The 19,575-nt window shown below is 45.0% G+C and carries 19 protein-coding genes and 1 tRNA gene; 1 reads left to right on the top strand and 19 read right to left on the bottom strand.

Annotated features, from left to right (window positions below):
• Positions 1-10 precede the first annotated feature (10 nt).
• The 15 genes from DFQ01_RS17590 to nrdR all read right to left on the bottom strand — a co-directional run bounded on the left by DFQ01_RS17590 (position 11) and on the right by nrdR (position 15,862).
• Positions 11-586, bottom strand: coding sequence for a nitroreductase family protein (locus DFQ01_RS17590; protein ID WP_110045212.1), 576 nt, complete (start codon positions 584-586; stop codon positions 11-13).
• Positions 587-772: 186 nt separating this feature from the next.
• Positions 773-1,624: a helix-turn-helix domain-containing protein gene (locus tag DFQ01_RS17585; protein WP_110045211.1), complete on the bottom strand. Its 852-nt coding sequence runs from the start codon at positions 1,622-1,624 to the stop codon at positions 773-775.
• 146 nt (positions 1,625-1,770) lie between these two features.
• Complete coding sequence (locus DFQ01_RS17580; protein ID WP_110045210.1) at positions 1,771-1,998, bottom strand: DUF2798 domain-containing protein; 228 nt, start codon at positions 1,996-1,998, stop codon at positions 1,771-1,773.
• Positions 1,999-2,265: 267 nt separating this feature from the next.
• Positions 2,266-2,970, bottom strand: coding sequence for a hypothetical protein (locus DFQ01_RS17575; RefSeq protein ID WP_110045209.1), 705 nt, complete (start codon positions 2,968-2,970; stop codon positions 2,266-2,268).
• A 428-nt stretch (positions 2,971-3,398) separates the two neighbouring features.
• Positions 3,399-4,724 (bottom strand): LLM class flavin-dependent oxidoreductase, encoded by a 1,326-nt coding sequence (locus DFQ01_RS17570; RefSeq protein WP_110045208.1) that lies wholly within the window; start codon positions 4,722-4,724, stop codon positions 3,399-3,401.
• Between the two features lie 43 nt (positions 4,725-4,767).
• Positions 4,768-5,316, bottom strand: coding sequence for an OsmC family protein (locus DFQ01_RS17565; RefSeq protein WP_110045207.1), 549 nt, complete (start codon positions 5,314-5,316; stop codon positions 4,768-4,770).
• 215 nt (positions 5,317-5,531) lie between these two features.
• Positions 5,532-7,382, bottom strand: a complete 1,851-nt coding sequence (locus DFQ01_RS17560) for an ABC transporter ATP-binding protein (protein ID WP_110045206.1) — start codon at positions 7,380-7,382, stop codon at positions 5,532-5,534.
• On the bottom strand, positions 7,369-9,138 hold the full coding sequence (locus DFQ01_RS17555) for an ABC transporter ATP-binding protein (protein ID WP_110045205.1): 1,770 nt from the start codon (positions 9,136-9,138) through the stop codon (positions 7,369-7,371). The genes DFQ01_RS17560 and DFQ01_RS17555 overlap by 14 nt, the downstream gene beginning before the upstream one ends.
• Positions 9,139-9,224: 86 nt before the next feature.
• On the bottom strand, positions 9,225-9,635 hold the full coding sequence (locus DFQ01_RS17550) for a MarR family winged helix-turn-helix transcriptional regulator (protein WP_110045204.1): 411 nt from the start codon (positions 9,633-9,635) through the stop codon (positions 9,225-9,227).
• Positions 9,636-10,022: 387 nt separating this feature from the next.
• Positions 10,023-10,250: a DUF2798 domain-containing protein gene (locus DFQ01_RS17545; RefSeq protein WP_110045203.1), complete on the bottom strand. Its 228-nt coding sequence runs from the start codon at positions 10,248-10,250 to the stop codon at positions 10,023-10,025.
• Positions 10,251-10,319: 69 nt separating this feature from the next.
• The gene (locus tag DFQ01_RS17540; RefSeq protein WP_110045286.1) at positions 10,320-10,871 is read right to left on the bottom strand and encodes a MarR family winged helix-turn-helix transcriptional regulator; all 552 of its coding nucleotides are present in this window, start codon (positions 10,869-10,871) and stop codon (positions 10,320-10,322) included.
• A 177-nt stretch (positions 10,872-11,048) separates the two neighbouring features.
• Complete coding sequence (locus DFQ01_RS17535) at positions 11,049-12,530, bottom strand: Lsa family ABC-F type ribosomal protection protein (protein ID WP_110045202.1); 1,482 nt, start codon at positions 12,528-12,530, stop codon at positions 11,049-11,051.
• Positions 12,531-12,833: 303 nt separating this feature from the next.
• The gene (locus DFQ01_RS17530) at positions 12,834-13,730 is read right to left on the bottom strand and encodes a hypothetical protein (RefSeq protein WP_110045201.1); all 897 of its coding nucleotides are present in this window, start codon (positions 13,728-13,730) and stop codon (positions 12,834-12,836) included.
• Between the two features lie 1,436 nt (positions 13,731-15,166).
• Positions 15,167-15,242, bottom strand: a tRNA-Ala gene (locus DFQ01_RS17525).
• A 122-nt stretch (positions 15,243-15,364) separates the two neighbouring features.
• Positions 15,365-15,862 (bottom strand): transcriptional regulator NrdR, encoded by a 498-nt coding sequence (gene nrdR, locus DFQ01_RS17520; protein ID WP_110045200.1) that lies wholly within the window; start codon positions 15,860-15,862, stop codon positions 15,365-15,367.
• Between the two features lie 114 nt (positions 15,863-15,976).
• On the opposite strand from nrdR, the gene DFQ01_RS17515 reads away from it, so the two are divergent.
• Positions 15,977-16,192, top strand: coding sequence for an alpha/beta-type small acid-soluble spore protein (locus DFQ01_RS17515; RefSeq protein WP_110045199.1), 216 nt, complete (start codon positions 15,977-15,979; stop codon positions 16,190-16,192).
• A 135-nt stretch (positions 16,193-16,327) separates the two neighbouring features.
• Here DFQ01_RS17515 and DFQ01_RS17510 read toward each other — a convergent pair whose 3' ends face one another.
• The 4 genes from DFQ01_RS17510 to mutM form a co-directional block, all read right to left on the bottom strand.
• Positions 16,328-16,915 (bottom strand): lytic transglycosylase domain-containing protein, encoded by a 588-nt coding sequence (locus tag DFQ01_RS17510; RefSeq protein WP_110045198.1) that lies wholly within the window; start codon positions 16,913-16,915, stop codon positions 16,328-16,330.
• 14 nt (positions 16,916-16,929) lie between these two features.
• Positions 16,930-17,526: a dephospho-CoA kinase gene (gene coaE / locus DFQ01_RS17505; protein ID WP_110045197.1), complete on the bottom strand. Its 597-nt coding sequence runs from the start codon at positions 17,524-17,526 to the stop codon at positions 16,930-16,932.
• 26 nt (positions 17,527-17,552) lie between these two features.
• Positions 17,553-18,266 carry an MntP/YtaF family protein gene (locus DFQ01_RS17500; protein WP_110045196.1) on the bottom strand — a complete coding sequence of 238 codons (714 nt, stop codon included), beginning with the start codon at positions 18,264-18,266 and terminating at the stop codon, positions 17,553-17,555.
• A gap of 157 nt (positions 18,267-18,423) precedes the next feature.
• Positions 18,424-19,320, bottom strand: coding sequence for a DNA-formamidopyrimidine glycosylase (mutM, locus tag DFQ01_RS17495; protein ID WP_110045195.1), 897 nt, complete (start codon positions 19,318-19,320; stop codon positions 18,424-18,426).
• Positions 19,321-19,575 lie beyond the last annotated feature (255 nt).

Here is a 19,575-nt window from a genome sequence, read left to right as displayed (position 1 = left end):
CCTCTCATTGCTATCTCTCATTCCAGACGAATTCGGTCCAATTCCGTTCAGCGGGCGTACGCGAGCGACCCTTGGGTGCTTTATCGAAGTAACCCATCTGCACAATACCGACAAATCGTTCTCCCTCCTGTAAACCGATTCGTTTATAGAAACGTTCATTTTGAATCATCGGGTCTGTGATCCACACCATTCCTATCCGCTCCTCCCATCCGAGCAGTTGAAGGTTCTGCATGATACGGCATACAGCGCCATAAGTTTGATCATGAATGATGGGATTTGAATCGGTTTTTGCAATGACAATAAGGCTAGCTGGCACCTCAAGAACCCGTTTATGAAGGGCATCAGTCACTTTGCTTAGAACCAACTTCACGATTTTATTATCCTGTAATTTCTCCACCATATAGTCAGCCAGCCGTTCACGCGCTTCAGGTGTACCCACGTAAACATAACGCCAGCGTGCCTCTCCATCATAAGAACATAATCGTTCAGCTTGTTGCAGCAGCTTTATAATTAAATCCTGAGATACAGGCAAGTTGTTATATTTCCGGATACTGCGTCGTTCCCTGATTAACTGTTCCAACTGCATGTTTTCTCCTCCTACGCGTTCTGACGTTACTGCGGACAGTCACATCGTATTCGAAAGGAAAATCATCGTCAACGGAAAGCGGGAAGGTGCCATAAATAGTCCGGTTAATCACCTATTTTGTCTGGATATTGAATAAAGCCGCCCTCCCGTTGCTTACACGGAAAGCCGACTTTATAGATACACGCATCAATCTTGTTTGCGAAATTCAGTCGGTGAAACGCCGACATTCTTCTTGAATAAACGCCCGAAGTAAGAGGGGTCCTTGTAGCATAATTGATTTGCAATCTCATCAACTGATGCTGCGGAGTAGCGCAGCATACGCTTGGCCTCTAACAATTTACGTTCACGAAGCACTCCTCCTGCTGACTTTCCGAGCGTCTTACGCACCGATTCAATCAAGTGATTCGATGTGACATACAGCATCGAGGCATAATCAGACATACTATTCACCGATCGAAAATGGGATTCGACCAACGTAAGAAACTGTTTCGTTAGACGAAATCCGGCTTCTTCCTTATGGGTCTGCTCTAGACTTTCATTGATTCGACCTATTTCAATTAATAACAGCTGGACGTAGCGACATACCGCGGCCACTTGGTCCTTATGTGCTAACGATTGTTCTCGTTCCAATAAAAAGAAGAGATTCTGAACAACCGAATTTTGATCCGAACTAAGCGAGTAGAACGGATTCTCTCCCATCAAATGCAACGGAGATGGTGATGGCATTTCGGTAAGCATATCCTTGGAGAAAACAAGCAGGTATCCGCTGATCTGCTCATCCGAATCACTTTCCAACCAACCGTGCATTTGACCAGGGGAAATCAGACATAGTGTATGAGGTGCGAAGCTGTAGGTTTGAAAATCGATTTGCGCCTTCCCATACCCGCTTGTAACCAAAAAGATTTCAAAACAATCATGCCGATGCATAGCCAGATGCGAAGCGAGATCATAGTCATGCTGCTTCAAACTTAAAGAGAACAGTCTGAAATTGTACGCTTCTAACTCCTCAGCAGAAATAACAGGCAACGTTTTGTTCATGATTCACCTCTATATCCCATTCTATCTTTCTCCCACACAAAATCATATAAAATTAAGCACTGCCATTAGGTAACCCGATCCGAATCCTCCACGAAACCGCAAAAAAAGCACGCCAGCTTATTGCTTGTTGGCGCGCTTCATCTTCATTATACAAACCGAACTTTCTTCATTAACTTCCTGATCCCTTTAGGTAATAAATAGGCCGTAGGAAATGCAATCACAAATGAATTTCTCCACGCAGCAAGCCATTTACTAACGAAAGACTCGTCAAAACCGAGATTAATTAGACAATTAAAAAATGAAATGATACAAGACATGCCAAATGCCATCATAAAGGTAAACAGGATAAATTCGCACTTCTTATTCAGCTTCAAATGCTTGTTCCTCTGGATTCTAGTTAAGCCTGTCTTATAGTTAGATAATTGTAAAAAACCTTCACATTCCTAGCTTTTTCGATACTGGCGTTTAATTTTACCTATATTTTGTCCAAAAGCATAGTCTCCTCATGATCCAAATCACTCATAACAGCATTCGGTATCGCTTTCTATTCAACTCATCGCCGACTCCCCTATACCTTAAGTTCATTACCCGTTTCGCACTAAGGAATATCGCTTTGTTTCACTCTATTTTCAATATTGCCTTTAACCCCTCTGGAGATCATCTAGTTCACTTAATGTTATTACTTTACTTTTATTGTTACTATAAGTACATTCAATTGTTTCATTTCTACATTCGTAAGAAGAATGTGCAGCAATGTTTCTCCATTGGTTTATAGAAATATTCTTTAGTTTGTTTTGGTCCATACTCTTGAAGTACTCAAATGGTAGTATAAGCAAAGTCTCAACTATCTCATTTAATTTTGTATCTTTTACTACGTTTTTTTTATTTGCTACTTGAAATGCAAAATATAATAGATTTGATTCACGTTTCAACATGTGTTCAACGATCTGGTGAATCATGTTAAATCTATAAGCGGTTTTCTTCCTAAAAGATATCTTTTTATCTTTCAAAAGCCTTGCTGTCGAAGTATATTCCCAAAAAAAGTGCAGCGCCTCCTCTTGCTTTTTAATAGAATCTATAACAATATCATTCATTATTTTCGAATTTACATTATACGTTTTGATAATAAACTCTACTGCATCTATTAATGTTCCACTTAGTTTATCGATTTTATTTGGATTAAGCATAATCAGAAGCCTTATCAATTTGTAATTATGAAGTGAACGGCTCATATCCATTTTATAATTAGTTTGGAAATATTCTAGTACGAACTTTGTTACTGCTTTTGAAAAATCAGTGATCTTCTTTGGAAAAAGATCTTCTTCATATTCAAAATCTACCTTCATATATATAACTCCTCACAATATTGTATTGGTGGCTATATTAAACTAACACTTACAATTAGTTAGTTTTTCTATCCTCATATTATTTTGGGTCTGTGAGAACTCTCCGTGACTAGTTGAACCTTATAATTTCTACGTTGTTTATGAAAAAGATTTACATACAAACTCTATATTATTACATATAGATATTATTTGGTTCTTTATAAGTTCCAACGTCACCCACTAAAATGCGGAAATATGTATTCCGCATTTTAGTCATCATATCAAAAACATCAAAAAAATTCATTATTGTAAATAAACACAAAAGTAAACCTTTTGGGATCCATCGCCCCTCGGAAATCAACCAATAAACAACTTGTCCAACGGGGTATCATTATTAGCTACTCACCCAAAATAATAAAAAGCACGCCTATAATGGCGTGCTTCAAAATCTACGAAACTGTATAAGAAAGTGTATTCCGGTTGCGCGGAACCGGAAGTCCAAGGTTGCCGCGAAGCGTATTGCTCTCGTACTCTGTACGGAACAAACCCCGCTGCTGCAGGACCGGTACGACCAAATCAACAAAATCGATCAAGCCATTAGGCACGGCCGTATAGATATTGAAACCATCCGCCGCTCCCCCTTCGAACCATTCTTGTATTCGATCGGCCACCTTGTCCGGCGTGCCGAAAAACGCCGTACGAGGCGTAGAGACCCGAAGCGCTATTTGACGAAGCGTCAGCTTCTGGTCCCTGGCATCACGCTTGATCATATCAGTCGTGCTGCGGAAGCTGTTGCTGCCCACATCGCCGATATCGGGAAACGGCTCATCCAATGGGAATGCAGAGAAATCGAAGTGATCGAAGAAACGTCCCAAATAATTAAGGGCTTGATTGATCTCTACCAATTCGACGATCTCCTGATACTTGCGTTCGGCCTCTTCTTCGGTTCTGCCGACGATCGGACTCATACCCGGGAAAATCAAGATATCCTCAGCCTTCCGTCCATGCGCCACAGCTCTTGCTTTGACATCCTGATAATACGCCTTCGCCTCTTCGAATGTTCCATATGGCGTATAGATGGCATCCGCGGACTTGGCGGCGAGATCTCTTCCAGATTCCGAAGCTCCGGCTTGAAACACAATGGGATATCCTTGCTTGGATCGTCCTACATTTAGCGGTCCCCGAACCGAGAAATGAGTACCCTTGTGATTCAGGGTGTGCATTTTGGATGGCTCGAAGAAAACGCCCTTCGTTTTGTCCCCGATAAAAGCATCGTCTTCCCACGAATCCCACAAGCCCTTGACAACCCCCAGATGCTCTTCCGCTATTTCGTAGCGCAAGCCGTGATTCGGGTGCTCGCCCTTGCCGAAATTGTGTGCCGAGCCTTCCAATGACGAAGTGACTACGTTCCATCCGGCCCGTCCTCCGCTCAATTGATCGATCGATGCGAATTGCCGGGCAACCGTGAACGGTTCGCTATAAGATGTAGAAACCGTCGCAACAAGTCCGATGTTCGATGTAGCTCCAGCCAAATTGGACAGCAGCGTCAACGGTTCAAATCGGTTTAGAAAATGAGGATTGGATTTCTCGTTAATAAACAACCCGTCTGCGATGAATATAAAATCGAATTTGCCTTCTTCCGCCTTCAACGCCTGCTTCTTGTAATATTCAATGCTTACACTGGCATTAATCGGGATCTCCGGATGGCGCCAGAAGGCGATGCTGTTGCCCACTCCGTTTAATTCCGCCCCTAGCCTTAATTGTCTTCGAGACATCGATATCCTCCCATATATTCATGCGTAATGACCGCCGCAGCCTCTACAACACGGATTCTGAGCTCAGACGGTTCACAACCAATTGGCCTTCAATTTGCTGGGGATTGCGAAGCAGATTGAAGATCGGGCAGACCTGTTCGATCGCTTGATGGAACGCCCGCAGCGTTTCCTCTGATTCATCGGATTGTATAATCAGCTTGTATTGAATGTTATGAGGGTGAATCGGAATATGCTCGTAGCCAGGACGACCAGCCAGCGGGTGCATCTCTCCTGTTACTTCAACCTCAAGCGAGTGGAGAGAGACTTGTCGTTCGGCCGCTTGAATTAACGCGATGTGCGTCAAGCAGCTTCCCAGCACCCCAAGCTGAAGCTCTGGGGAGGAAGGGCCAAGATTATAACCTGCAAAATCCGGCGGACTGTCGCTGATCACTTGAAAATCGCGAATTCGGATTTCCCGAACACCGCTTCTTCCCGCTGCTCTTACCTTGGCACTGAACACAGAGCGAGCTTGATCCGGCTGTCTCTCTGCATTAGCCCTGCGCTCAAGCAGCGCTTCTCTTTTCTGCTGCAAATATTCATTAAGGGTTCCCATGCTTCTCCTATCCCCTTCCTATGCCTATGTACTCAAACAAATCAAATAATCCACCTAGAAATAGTTGGTTATCAATAATATAGAATGATCTAACGGCAGCGTCTAATATAAAAGATCAATACGAGCATCTTACATTTCTATACGAAGGCTTCGCCCATACAAAAAAGCACGCCAGCTTAAGGCGTGCTTTCTCTTGCTCCACATTGTCATATGTTCTAAGAAGCGGACTCGAATTGGCTGTTGTACAGATCGGCATAAAATCCGTGTTTGGCCAGCAGCTCCTCATGGCTTCCGGTTTCTAATATATCTCCGTCTTTCATGACCAGAATCAGATCCGCATTCTTAATGGTCGACAGCCGATGAGCTATGACGAACGAGGTTTTGCCGACCATCAACTGATCCATCGCTTGTTGAATCTGCACTTCCGTTCGTGTATCAACAGAGCTTGTTGCTTCATCGAGTATTAACATAGGCGCATTCTCAATCAATGCCCGAGCAATCGTTACAAGCTGCTTCTGCCCGACAGACAAATTGACTTTATCATTCAGAACCGTATCATAACCGTTCGGCAAAGCTTGAATGGTATGATGGATACCAACCGCTTTACATGCTGCAACTACTTCTTCATTCGTCACATTTGGTTTGGAATATATGATATTCTCACGAATCGTCCCTTCGAAGAGCCAGGTATCCTGCAGCACCATGCAGAACATTTGATGCACCTGTTCACGCGTTAATTGATGAGTAGGCAAACCATCAATCGTGATTTCCCCGCGATTGATCTCGTAGAATCGCATCAACAGGTTCACCAGCGTCGTTTTTCCGGCTCCTGTCGGTCCAACGATCGCAATTTTTTGACCTGCCTTGACATCTAAGGAGAAGTCTTTAATGATAAGCTTGTCATCCAGATAACCGAACGACACGTTCTTAAACGCAACATCACCTTTGACATGTTTAACTTTCAGCGATTTATTCGTTTCATCTTCAAGCTCTTCTTCTTCCATGAATTCAAATACACGCTCACTTGCTGCGGCAGTCGATTGTAAATTGGTCGCTGCTTGTGCGATCTGTGCAAGAGGTTGTGTGAATAGTCGAATATAGACCATAAACGCAACAATGGTACCGATCGAAATAACATCATTGGTCACAAGCAATCCACCGACAATACATACCGCAACATAGCCGAAATTTCCGATAAATTGCATGATCGGCATCATGATACCGGATAAAAACTGCGATTTCCATGCGTTGTCATACAGGCGATCATTAATCGCGTGGAATTTTTCTTTTGCTTCTTTCTCACCGTTGTACACTTTCACAATCTGATGTCCCGCATACATTTCTTCAATATGACCGTTAATATCTCCGAGCTGTTTCTGTTGTTGAACGAAATACTTCTGGGAATTCTTCATAATCACGGTCATCAGCATAAAGCCGATCAGCGTGGAGAAAATTGCCGTTAAAGCCATGACCCAGTTCGTATAGAACATCATGATCAGTACGCCGACAAAAGTTGCCGCGGAAGTAACCAATTGTCCTAAACTATTGTTTAACGTTTGACCGATTGTATCAATATCATTTGTAATGCGGCTTAATACATTACCAATGCTTGTTTTATCAAAGTATTTCAATGGAATCCGATTCATTTTCTCTGATAATTCGGTACGCATTCTTTTCGTAATCTTTTGGGTTACTGTCGCCATAATGTAGCCTTGAAAATAACTGAAGATGAAGCCTAGGCCATATAGCGCAGCCAAGATGAAGCCGACCCTCTGAATCGCAGACAAATCAATCGATGCCGTCAGGCCTTCTTGAATAAGGTCTGTCATATCGCTTAATAAATGGGGGCCATAAACGTTAAACGCGGATCCAACAAATGCCAGCAGTAATGCAATTAGAATAAAAAGCATATACGATTTACAGAAAGCGACTAGCTTCTTCATCGTTCCTTTAAAGTTGTTAGCCTTTTGACCTGGCCCCATATTCGGACCAAAGCCGCCTCCTGGCGGACCTGGGGGTCTCATCTTTTCATCGTGACGCTCGTTCGGCACTTTATTTTTTGACATGATCCAATTCCTCCTCCGAAAGCTGTGAATAGGCAATTTCTTGATAAGTCGTACAGCTTTCCATCAATTGTTCATGCGTACCTTTACCGATAATTTCTCCATCTTCTAAGACAATAATTTGATCCGCTTCTTTAATCGTTCCAATTCGCTGCGCCACAATGAGCGTAGTGGCATTCGCCGTCTCTTTGTTCAGTTCACTGCGCAGCGCTCGATCGGTCTTATAATCTAACGCAGAGAAAGAATCATCGAAAATATAAATGTCGGGCTTCCGATAAATCGCACGTGCGATCGATATACGCTGTTTTTGCCCGCCGGATACGTTTTTTCCTCCTTGCGCAATTTCACCTTCATACTGGCCATCAAAGTTCTCTACGAATTCCTTGCCTTGGGCGATTTCGATAGCTTCCTTCACTTGTTGCAGACCCTGTTCCGTCTGATTCGCATTGCCATAAGCGACATTGGATGCTACGGTACCTCTGAATATCACGGCGGATTGGGAAACATAACCTATTTTCTCGTGTAGCGCTTCTTGGGCATACTCCCTGACATTCACGCCATCCACTAACACTTCTCCTTCAGTAGCATCGTAGAAACGTGGAATCAAATTCATCACGCTTGATTTGCCGCTGCCCGTTGCGCCGATAAATGCGACAACTTCACCTCTCCTTGCCTTAAAGCTAATATTCTGAAGGATCGGTTCGTCCGAGTCCGGATAAGTGAAGCTGACATTTCTAAACTCAACTTCCCCAATAGAACCTGGATGTCCCTCTGACACCTTACCATCGGTTATCGAAACGGACATATTCAGCACTTCCAGAATACGTTTGGCAGATACCGCGGCACGAGGCAGCATAATGAAAATCATACTGACCATCATGAAGGCCATCACGACTTGCATGGCATACGACGAAAACACGACCATATTAGCGAACAGCGGCAATCGATCCATCTGTCCTGTGTTATTAATTAAATAGGCGCCAATCCAATAAATCGATACGCTTAAGCCCGACATAATCAAGGTCATTCCAGGACCCATAAGTGCCATCATACGATTCGCAAATAAGTTCGTCTTGGTAAGGTCCAGATTGGCTTGTTCGAACTTTTGCTGCTGATAGTGTTCCGCATTATAGGCGCGTACAACTCGAATGCCTGTTAGATTCTCGCGTGTCACACGATTCAAGTTATCCGTTAACGTCTGAATGATCTTAAATTTAGGGATTGCAAAAATGATAATGACAGCAAGCATAATACAAAGCACGAGAATCGCGAGCCCTGTTGCTGTCGTCCATTCCAAGTTTTTATTCGCGATCTTAATGATCGCCCAGACGGCTAGAATTGGAGCTTTGACGATGACCTGCATGCCCATCGCTACAATCAATTGAATTTGTGTAATATCGTTGGTTGAACGAGTAATTAAACTTGACGTCGAGAAGCGATTCATCTCGGCCATCGAGAATGATAATGTTTGTTCAAATACTAATCCACGAAGTCGTTTCGCCAGGCTCGCGGCAATTCGGGCTGCAAAGTAACCAACAATGACCGCTGCAACCATACTGCCAACTGCACAAAGCAGCATGTAACTGCCTGGTACGACCAGATCAGACATCGTTGTCCCTTCGGCTTGGATAAGCATCGTAATATCCGCCATATAATCTGGCAGCCTTAAATCCAGAAAAACCTGGGCAACAATGAACACGACGCTGACTAAGATTAGAAGCCAATCTTTTTGTGTGAGATACTTAAATATTTTCAGCATGCTGTCTCTCCTTTTATCTTATACTATAAGATATTTGATCTAATAAAAGCCGTCACGAATTAACGGCATGTATGACCACTCGAATTTTATGAGAAAAACCGCATGGACAGCTCTACAAATTTCTTCGCATCTTCTTCCCCAAGCTTCTCCAAGCTTTTCTCCATTCGCTCAATCGCTTCTTCGTGCTTCTTCAGTATTGTACTTCTTCCCTTATCTGTAATAAAGACATTCACCCGCCGTTTATCGGACAGATCCTCACGTCTTTCGATAAGCTGTTTTTTCTCCAAAGTTTTGAGCGCGCTCGCGATTCGTCCCGTACTTACATGGAGAGCCTCACTCAATAACCCGGAAGTGACACCATCTTTTCTAAACGCTAAATGAATTAATATGCCCACTTCTCCACGAGAATAATCTTTGGGATCCGGAGGCTCCATGGGCCCGATATTTGTTGTAACCATATAATCGAAAAAATGTTTAGCTAATTGCTTGTAGTACATGCTGCTCACCCCTTTAAATTTTGTTTCGTGATAATATCTTATACTATAAGATATTATTTTTCAACTCAGCCAAAAACCTGCCAATCAGTGCCAGGTTTGATTCGATGACAACTATAACATTGGATCTCATCCCTGTACCAATCGCTCGACTAGCCATATGCCTCCCCGCATAAAGGCGACTGTTTATAAGGGTAACTTCCTCATAACACGGATGACGGCATCCACAAACATAATCAAGAACGAGATTTGTTAATACCGTGTAAAATCATAAAAAAGTAATCCCTTTGTAAGGATCACCTTTGCTTCATTCATGTTCAGTTACCGATCAACCCATCACAAGGTACTTGTGAACCATAGCAAATCCGAACCCCGACCACTTCGATGCCCTTATACAAACTGTACTTTCCTTAACAATTTCCTTATTCCTTTAGGTAAGAAATAAGCGGCAGGAAATGCGATCACAAATGATTTCCCCCATGCTGTAAGCCACTTCTCTAGGAGCATGGACTGGAAGCCGAAATTGATTAAGCAATTAAAAAATGAAATGATACAAGACATGCCAAATGCCATCAAAAAGGTAAAAAGGATAAATTCGAACTTCTTATTCAGCTTCAAATGCTTGTTCCTCCGAGTTCTAGTTGTGCTTATCTTCTAGTTAGATAATCTAATTATATGGTCAAAAAATTATCTTCCCATTCCCAGCTTCTTTTCGATACCAGCGTTTAACTTTACTAATATTTTGTCCAAAAACATAGTCTCCTCCTGATCCAAATCACTCATGACAGTGGAGCATGCGGACCAAAATGTGGGCAAGGTTTTATCCAGTAGTTCTAAACCTTCAGCTGTAATCTTGACGTAAACCATGCGCCGATCGAGCTTGCTTTGCTCACGGGCGATTAGATCCCGCTTCTCCAGCCACTCCAACAATGCCGTAACCGAAGCTCGCCTGATTCCCAGCCTGTCTGCAAGCGAAGATGGAGTAATCCCTTCTCTGTTCTCATGAAGTTTAAGCAGCAGCAGCAAATCCAATTTGCTTTCGGTAATGCCAAATGGTGATAACGCCAAATCGACGGCATCCAAATAATTATCACTAAACCATAGCATTAATAGTCCCAAACGAGCAGATGCGCCTTTGCTCTCATGCTTAGCAGTTGTTTTCATTAACTCCAAATAAGGCTGAATTCCGAGCTTGGGCAGTTGTTCTGAGCAATGGTCCTTGTTATTTTTCATTATGATCATCTCATTTGACATATAATTAGATTGTCTAACTAAAATTAATATATCGAATTTCGCCCATGTATGCAATAGTCAAACGAAAAAGCGATGTGAACCGCCTCACTGAATTAGAAACGGTTCACATCATCATCTACGACTTCAATCTCCATCCCTTTCATCCTCCTAGAAGTGGTTTATCTATTTCAATTCCACCGTTTTTGTTGCGATATGCTTGCAAAACTCGCTGTCATGCTCTACAAAGAGGATCGTTGGAGAATGCTCCAGCAGCACTTCTTCGATTTGCATCCGGGAAATAACGTCGATAAAATTGAGCGGTTCGTCCCAAACATGCAAATGAACCTTCTCGCAGAGGCTTTTCGCGATCAGCACCTTCTTCTTCTGACCGCCGCTAAATGAGGCAATGTCCTTCTCGAATTGTAAACGCGAAAAATCGAATTTCCTTAATATCGATTTGAATAAGCTTTCATCAATTCCACTGTTTCTGGCGAAGTCCGACAAATTGCCATGCAAGTATGAGGTGTCCTGCGAAACGTAAGATATTTTCAACTGGCTCCCAATTCGGAGAATTCCGGAATAAGGAATATCCTCACCGCAGATCAATTTGAGCAAGCTGGATTTTCCCGAGCCGTTCGGGCCGGAGAGCACAATGCGGTCCCCTTGCTCGACAGTAAAGCTTATGTCGCGGCAAACTTTCTTCTCGCCATAATGAATCGAAACGCGGTCGAGCTCGATTAATTGCTGTTTGTGATACGCTAGCTGAGAAATTTTCAAACTCTCTGAGCTTTCAACGTTGTTGAGCAGCCGGGATCTTTCCTCGATCTGGGATTGCTGCCTTTGTTCGATCGATTTGGATCTCTTCATCATTTTGGCAGCCTTGTGACCAATGTACCCTTTATCGACCTTAGAGCCGGAGTTGCGGGTGCCGTTCTTCGTTTTCTCCACTTCATGCGACCAGTTACTCGTCCGCTGGGCTGCTTCCGATAGACGCTTAATGTCCTTCTTCAGTTTGTCGTTCTCGGCCAGCTCAAAGTTATCCTGCCGTTGTTTGGTCTCCCGCCAGTCCGTAAAATTTCCTTTCTGGATTTCGATACTCGTCTTGTTGATCGACAGAACATGATCCACGCAGTTGTCTAGAAACGCCCGGTCGTGCGACACCAATATAAAACCGCTTTTGCCTTTCAAATAATCGCTGACCAGCTTCCGAGCATGGATATCCAGATGGTTGGTCGGTTCATCAATGAGCAAAAAATGGTTTTCCTTCAAAAACAGAGCCGCCAGCAGCACCTTCGTTTGTTCTCCATTGGACAGCGATTCGAATGGCCGATATAACACATCATCCGACACATTCAACAGCGATAACTCGCGAAGCAGCTGCCAGTGCTCATAGTCCGGATCGATGTCGGCGACAACGTCGATGGTATTCATCGCTTTGTCTTCCACATGGAATGGAAAGTAATCAAAACTCACGTTGGCCGAAATCGTTCCGCTGTATTCGTGCTTACCGAGCAGCAGATTAAGAAACGTGGTCTTGCCTCGGCCGTTTCTCCCTGTAAAGCCTAATTTCCAGTCGGTATCAATTTGAAAGCTTACATTCTCAAAAATGTTGTCATAACTGCCGTCATAAGCAAACGTCAGATTCGTTACCCTGATCAATGACATATGTGGGCAACCTCCTTTGTCATAATAAAAAAGAGCCACAAGAAAGTTACCCTTCTTGTAGCTCAAAAAATATGACAAATCCAACCCACGCAGGGCAGGAAAAGGCTATATTTTAAGAGTCAAAAAGAATAAGGTAACTTTCTTGCCCATAGAGAATAAAACATATGCTGCTCTATTCTTCAGAAAAGTGGCAAGAAATATTACATTATCCTCTTCAACTCCAATCGTTAAATGTAAGACCGATTTTAGCATAGCCGGAATTACATTACAAGCTTGGTTCATCATCCGACCCACTCAGACTTTTTAAGTATCAGATTTTCTGAATACCTCTAAATAAGTCCCCAGTATCCATGCCGTAAACCCAAATAGACTCCAATAAAAAATCGCCCAAAATGAAAAATCCCATTTAATAAGCCAAAATGCAAACAAAATCTCACAAGCAATAATTCCAAAAGCATTACCATGTTCACGCAAATGTCTATACGATTCAATATACTGCTCTCTGGCTTCACCAAATTTATTGTCTTTACTTGACGCCCTAAAACTACTTATTCCTTCATAAGAGGCTTTAATATAAGAACCCCTTTTGAAAGAAATCACCCATAACGAAATTAATAACATAATACTAAAAATATGATTAAACAACATATCTGGTATACTAGACGATATTAGTTTTGAAATTAAAATTAAAATAAAAGCTCCAAGCAAAAAGATAATCACGCATTTTGAAAGCGAATAAGATTGCAGTGCTTTTTGTTTTTTGACTGTTAAGATGATTAATCTCAATCGTTCAAAAACTACAAATCTTAGTCCATGAATAACTAATATGATCATACTCGAAAAATACATATACAAAAAACCAGATATCGCAATAATAATAGCTGCTAATATTGGAAAGCCAGATTGTTTGACTTGAACAACATCATTCTTCACTGTTAAGTCTGGTATAAAACCCTCACTTTTCTCATTAAACAACTTAGCGATAATATTTGCATCGCTTTTATTAATACTGTATGTTGTGTCATATAAGAGGCTCTCGATATGCTCCATGATACTTTGGGGGTGGTCAACATGAAAAAAGAATCTGTTTGTGAGTTCTTTATTATAATTGATCACCAAAAAGAAGAGAATGATAACTCCAAAAATTGTACCAAGTAAGTATCGAACCAAATAAAACTCCCAAAAACGACTACCTTTCATGACTCTCCTCCGAGATATTCTTTGTTTTTGAACTCATATATCAGCTCTTTATTAGTTCTATCTACTTACATTCACAAGCACTATTATACTACCGCTGTCCCAGTTTAGCGATATATGGAAAAATACATAAAAACACGGCCCCACCAAAGTACAGTGAAAGCCGTTTACATTGATGGGATTTGCTTTCCTAGGACGCCATCGTAAAAACCTATAAAAATATGCCAACCAGAAATCTTTGTTTTATGGTGGAGCCTAGGGGGCTTCATCTCGCTCAGTTCGATGATCCATCATGGGATGTATGAATCCTTATTGTAGACTGACGAATTCCATCCTTCGCAGACTTTAGCAGTAGATTCAGACGCCGTGCTCGTCCGTTCGTTGTTTCCCTTTGAAGCTTACTCACTCCACTCCCTCCGCGCGGACTGAACCCCGGGGTATCGAAATTTTTTATTTATTGTTCCATGATGCGCACTCAATGAAGAAGATCAGCGGTAAATTTCGATGCCGTGCTCCTCCGCTACGCTCCTTCCGCGCGGTCTGCCCCCTTTAACGGCTCCACCAAATACAAAAAACACGCCTTAATTAGGCGTGTTTAATTTTGTATTTGGTGGAGCCTAGGGGGTTGTATCAATCCTTATTGTAGGCTGACGAAGCCCATCCTTCGCAGACTTTAGCGGTAGATTCAGACGCCGTGCGCCTCCGTTTGATGATCTATCTTCGAAGCATATACACTCCGCTCCGTCCGCGCGGACGAACCCCATTAGGGTTTCTCACCCCTAGGCAGTCCACCAATAAACAAAAAACCACGTCCGTTGGACGTGGTTCGATTGTTTATCTTGGTGGAGCCTAGGGGGCTTCATCTCGTTCAGCTCGATGATCCATCATGGGATGTATGAATCCTTATTGTAGGCTGTCGAAGCTTATCCTTCGCAGACTTTAGCGGTAGATTCAGACGCCGTGCTCGTCCGTTTGATGTTTTCTCTTAGAAGCTTACTCACTCCACTCCCTCCGCGCGGACTGAACCCCGGGGTATCGAATTTTTTTATTTATTGTTCCATGATGCGCACTCAATGAAGAAGATCAGCGGTAAATTTCGATGCCGTGCTCCTCCGCTACGCTCCGTCCGCGCGGTCTGCCCCCTTCATCGGCTCCACCAAACAACAAAAAAGCACGCCAATCAATGGCGTGCTTCATTTTTGTTGTTTGGTGGAGCCTAGGGGGATGTATGAATCCTTATTGTAGGCTGACGAAGCCCCTCCTTCGCAGACTTTAGCGGTAGATTCAGACGCCGTGCTCCTCCGTTTGATGATCTATCTTCGAAGCATATACACTCCACTCCGTCCGCGCGGGCGAACCCCATTAGGGGTTCTCACCCCTAGGCAGTCCACCAATAAACAAAAAACCACGTCCGTTGGACGTGGTTCGATTGTTTATCTTGGTGGAGCCTAGGGGGCTCGAACCCCTGACCTATTCGCTGCCAGCGAATCGCTCTCCCAGCTGAGCTAAGGCCCCGTGGGCTGCTCACGCAGCCAAAATGTTGTCAGCAGGTAAATTCTAGCACGCAACCTAGAAAAGCGTCAATCTCCAATCACTCTTCATGAATCGCGCAAATCAATCCAACGCTGACCTTCATCTTACTCCTTCGACCCGCCTATCGCACCTGCGCCGCCCGACAATGGGTGCTTGGACAACAGCGTATTAAGCTCCTTCATGAACATGTCGATGTCCTTGAACTGGCGGTAAACGGACGCGAAGCGGACGTAAGCGACTTCGTCGACGGGATAGAGCTGTTCCATGACAAGCTCGCCAATGATGCGGCTTTCGATCTCGGCATGGGCCGTTGTGCGGAGCTCCTTCTCGACCTCGGAGACGACGACTTCAAGTCGTTCGGCCGGGACTGGACGCTTCTCGCAGGCGCGGATCAAACCGCGCAGCAGCTTCTCGCGGCTGAATTCTTCGCGGCTGCCGTCCTTCTTGATGACGATGAGCGGTGTTTCTTCAATCATCTCGAATGTCGTGAATCGGCGGCTGCACTTCTCGCACTCACGTCTGCGACGTATGGATTTGTTCTCGTTGGCCGGCCTCGAATCGAGCACCTTGGAGCCGGCATAATCACAATATGGACATCTCATTTGGCGAATCCTCCAAGACGCTTTAATATTTTTTTACAATTCCAATCGTTACCTGTAATGAAGTTCGAAATAACGCACATAATACAGTTACCAACCGCAAGGAGGTGAACGACAATGAGCCAAGGTAACAGTAACCAACTGGTTGTGCCACAAGCTTCTGCAGCACTCGACCAACTGAAATATGAGGTTGCAGCCGAATTGGGTATTACCCTTTCGCAAGACGGCTACTATGGTAACCTCACGACTAAAGACGCAGGCTCCATCGGGGGCAGCATCACGCGTAAGCTCGTGCAAATCGCTGAGCAATCGCTCGCAGGCACGACTCGCTAATATCTTCTAGATATGCTTGGGACAGCCCATTAAGACGTGCATAACGTCTTGATGGGCTTGTCCGAGGCCTTTATTGCATTTTACCCCGACAATACGCCTTCTAAGCGACAATGCTGCATTTGTACGTCCGCCTACCTAACCGACTTCCTGTTCAGCGAACTCCGGATACAATTGTTTATATTTATTATAATAATAAAAGACCCGTTGTACATAGTGCCGCGTCTCGCCGTAAGGAATATCGCTCACCGCTTCCTTCGTACCATCCCATGTTCCGTTGTTTAACCACTTGTTCACATTACCCGGTCCCGCATTATAGGCTGCGACCGCAACCGTTGTGTTGCCATCAAACTGTCTATGCAAGCTGCTCAAATACCACGATCCAATTTGTATACTTACATCAGCGCGGTGCCGCAGCATATCTTCTGATACGTTGGAGAATCCTGCCTTCTCTATGACCCAATCGGCCGTATCCGGCATGATTTGCATCAAGCCAAGCGCGCCCTTCTTGGATTCCTTACCTGTCGAAAAATTCGTCTCTACCCGTATGATCGCTGCAATGAGCAGCGGATCCAGGTCGTAATTCAACGCGCTGGCCCGTATATCTGCTTGGTAATGAATCGGATACATCCATTTGCCTATCCAATCCGATCGGATGAACAGGAATGCAAGGAACCCAATAATGAGCAGCAGCAGCAGTCGCTTTCGCTTCCGACGTCGTCTCATACCTTTAGCCCCTTTTACTTTCTCCTAAGCGAATTCCACAGCTGCTCCACTTGCTTCCGTGTTTCTTCCAGCGTCCCGCTGTTATCAATGACCCAGTTGGCCATGCTGCGCTTGCGCTCGATATCCATCTGCAGCCCTATCCGCCGCTCTGCTTCTTCTACCGCGAGTGAATTCCGTTTCATTAATCGGTCACGCTGCACCTCATGCGGGACGTATACGACGATAACGCCTTCATAGGAGGATTGCTGCTCGGTCTCGTATAACAACGGAATGTCCGCCACAACGATGGGATCCGCTTCAAGGCTCTCAGCCTGCTCCATCTGTGCACGCATTCGCTTCCGAATCGCCGGGTGTGTAATAGCCTCCAACTCCCGCAGTCGATCAGCTTGTCCAAACACAATGCTGCCCAGCGCTGGCCGGTTCAATGTTCCATCCTCGCTGAGCACAGCTTGTCCGAACTTCTCCACAATCGCTTGCAGCGCCGGCTCCCCGGGAAGGACCACCTCTCTGGCCACCCGGTCGGCATCGACTACATGTGCGCCAAGCTCAGTGAGCATTGCAGATACTGTGCTCTTGCCGCAGGCGATGCCGCCGGTTAACCCGATTCTCATACCTGTACCCCTCTCGTCAATGACCACTAGAACAGCTTTATAATTCCCATCACAATGAGCATCATTCCAGGCAGTGCGGACAATGCTTGCATGCCCCGCCAGCCTGCATATTTGAATCCTACCCGCATCCCTGCGACTAGAAACACCGCACTGGATAGCGCTATTGCAATCGCGGTTATGGTTGGCTGAAGGCCAATCATGGCCGCGCCGAGACCTGCGCCGAATGCGTCGAATGACAAGGCAACACCTAGCAGCAATGCCTCCGATGCCGAGATGCTTCCTGACTTATCGACGTCGGCAACTTGTGGCTTTCGCAAAATCTGAATGACAATGCCCAGCTGCTTCAGTTCCAAGCTTACAAGCGTTTTCCCGCTGGCTGCATCGTACTCAGATTCCACAGACACCATCGCAGCTTCAACTGCCTTGTCATTCTCGTTCTCGGCTTCTTCCTGTGCACGGTCCCGCTCCCGATTGCGCTTCAGCTGCATCAATGCCCACAAGCCAATTGCAATTAGAATGGATGCGCCAATGATACGAGCAACAACAGGTGACAGATAGTCCGTAATAAACCCGCCAACTGCCATCGACAACCAGATCACAATGCCGGAGCAGCAAGCAATGATGACTACAGAAATAATTGGAATTCGGATGCGCCGCAGTCCATACGTTACGCCAACGCCGAAGCCGTCAAGGCTGACGGCGAACGACAGTAGCAGCAGTGATGCCAAATGCGCGAACAACCGTTGTCCCTCCCCGCAGAGGATCGTTCCATTCCGTACGCTGAAGCCTATGCGAACAGCTGTGCGTGGAACAATCGCCTATGTCGATAGACCATCATATGCGGGGATTACGCGCATGTGCCAACCGTGGCAATCCGTCTGGGCTGACAGCACATCCTTAATGAATTTTTGGTGAACTGCCCTTCGGTCTCTCTTGCCGGCCGGCGATCTTCGCTGAAGCGCCGCGCGGCTTAGGTTGACACTTCGGACAAATATGCGTGCCGCGACCGCTAAGAACAAACTTCTCGATCGTCGTTCCACAGGTTCGGCAAGGCTCGCCGCCGCGTCCATAAGCTAGCAGCGAGTGTTGGAACATCCCCATCTCGCCTTGCCCGTTCACGTACGACTTGATGGATGAACCCCCCGCTTCGACCGCTCTGCCGAGTGTATCGCGAATGGCATTATACAATCGATCCCACTCCGCAGCCTTAAGTGAATCCGCTGTCCGCTCGGGATGCAGTCCCGCCTGGAACAGCGCTTCATCGACATAGATATTGCCTAGACCAACGACATACGCCTGATCCAGCAGCAGCGGCTTTATCTTCGTCGACCGTTTGCCGAGCGCCTCACGAAGTGCTTGCAGCGTGAACGTCTCATCCAATGGCTCTAAACCAAGCTTATTCAGCGGAGGCAGTACCCATTCCTCTCCCGGCGCGAATAAGTCCATTGTGCCAAACTGGCGTACATCTTTATATCGAAGCTCTGTCCCATCGGTAAAATGAAATATGACATGCGTATGCTTCTCGACAGGCTCGTCCGATTGATACAAACCATACCGTCCCTCCATCCGCAGATGAGAGACGAGAATGAGATCGTCCAAGACGATCCGAATAAATTTGCCCCGACGCTCAACCGAGCGCATCGTCTGACCGGCAAGTGCGCCGGCGAATTCGACTGGCTCATCAGGACGTCTTATAATACGCGGCAAGCTCACCGTAACGTTCGCGATTTTCTTGCCTGCGACCAATTGATTCAATGTTCGGCAGACCGTTTCTACCTCTGGCAATTCTGGCATGATGTCTTCACCTCATTGCCTATTATACCGCATCATAAAGCGCAGATGGATGTTACATAACATTAATCCTTCAGAACCCTCTGGCAATTGGTATTGTACATGCTTTCGCTGGTATTAATTATAGATTGTTTTACAAGCACAGTACAGTTAAGGAATGCCGTATCATTCCAAATCCAACACAAAAACCGCTATTCAAATAGCGGTTTTGTCCTGCTCATCTTTATTGCCCATCCATATCCGCTTGCGGACATTTCT

The sequence above is a fragment of the Paenibacillus cellulosilyticus genome, assembly GCF_003182255.1.
GTDB lineage: Bacteria > Bacillota > Bacilli > Paenibacillales > Paenibacillaceae > Paenibacillus_T > Paenibacillus_T cellulosilyticus.
The sequence above is the reverse complement of the archived record's forward strand: the minus strand, read 5'-3'. Positions and strand labels throughout refer to the sequence as shown.

What these genes read in the sequence shown, in the direction of transcription:
- nrdR (WP_110045200.1), bottom strand. Translation starts at nt 15,862, where the DNA reads ATGAGATGTCCATATTGTGATTATGCCGGCTCCAAGGTGCTCGATTCG.
- DFQ01_RS17570 (WP_110045208.1), bottom strand. Translation starts at nt 4,724, where the DNA reads ATGTCTCGAAGACAATTAAGGCTAGGGGCGGAATTAAACGGAGTGGGC.
- DFQ01_RS17590 (WP_110045212.1), bottom strand. Translation starts at nt 586, where the DNA reads ATGCAGTTGGAACAGTTAATCAGGGAACGACGCAGTATCCGGAAATAT.
- DFQ01_RS17510 (WP_110045198.1), bottom strand. Translation starts at nt 16,915, where the DNA reads ATGAGACGACGTCGGAAGCGAAAGCGACTGCTGCTGCTGCTCATTATT.
- DFQ01_RS17530 (WP_110045201.1), bottom strand. Translation starts at nt 13,730, where the DNA reads ATGAAAGGTAGTCGTTTTTGGGAGTTTTATTTGGTTCGATACTTACTT.
- DFQ01_RS17565 (WP_110045207.1), bottom strand. Translation starts at nt 5,316, where the DNA reads ATGGGAACCCTTAATGAATATTTGCAGCAGAAAAGAGAAGCGCTGCTT.
- DFQ01_RS17550 (WP_110045204.1), bottom strand. Translation starts at nt 9,635, where the DNA reads ATGTACTACAAGCAATTAGCTAAACATTTTTTCGATTATATGGTTACA.
- coaE (WP_110045197.1), bottom strand. Translation starts at nt 17,526, where the DNA reads ATGAGAATCGGGTTAACCGGCGGCATCGCCTGCGGCAAGAGCACAGTA.
- DFQ01_RS17515 (WP_110045199.1), top strand. Translation starts at nt 15,977, where the DNA reads ATGAGCCAAGGTAACAGTAACCAACTGGTTGTGCCACAAGCTTCTGCA.
- DFQ01_RS17535 (WP_110045202.1), bottom strand. Translation starts at nt 12,530, where the DNA reads ATGTCATTGATCAGGGTAACGAATCTGACGTTTGCTTATGACGGCAGT.
- DFQ01_RS17585 (WP_110045211.1), bottom strand. Translation starts at nt 1,624, where the DNA reads ATGAACAAAACGTTGCCTGTTATTTCTGCTGAGGAGTTAGAAGCGTAC.
- DFQ01_RS17575 (WP_110045209.1), bottom strand. Translation starts at nt 2,970, where the DNA reads ATGAAGGTAGATTTTGAATATGAAGAAGATCTTTTTCCAAAGAAGATC.
- mutM (WP_110045195.1), bottom strand. Translation starts at nt 19,320, where the DNA reads ATGCCAGAATTGCCAGAGGTAGAAACGGTCTGCCGAACATTGAATCAA.
- DFQ01_RS17560 (WP_110045206.1), bottom strand. Translation starts at nt 7,382, where the DNA reads ATGTCAAAAAATAAAGTGCCGAACGAGCGTCACGATGAAAAGATGAGA.
- DFQ01_RS17555 (WP_110045205.1), bottom strand. Translation starts at nt 9,138, where the DNA reads ATGCTGAAAATATTTAAGTATCTCACACAAAAAGATTGGCTTCTAATC.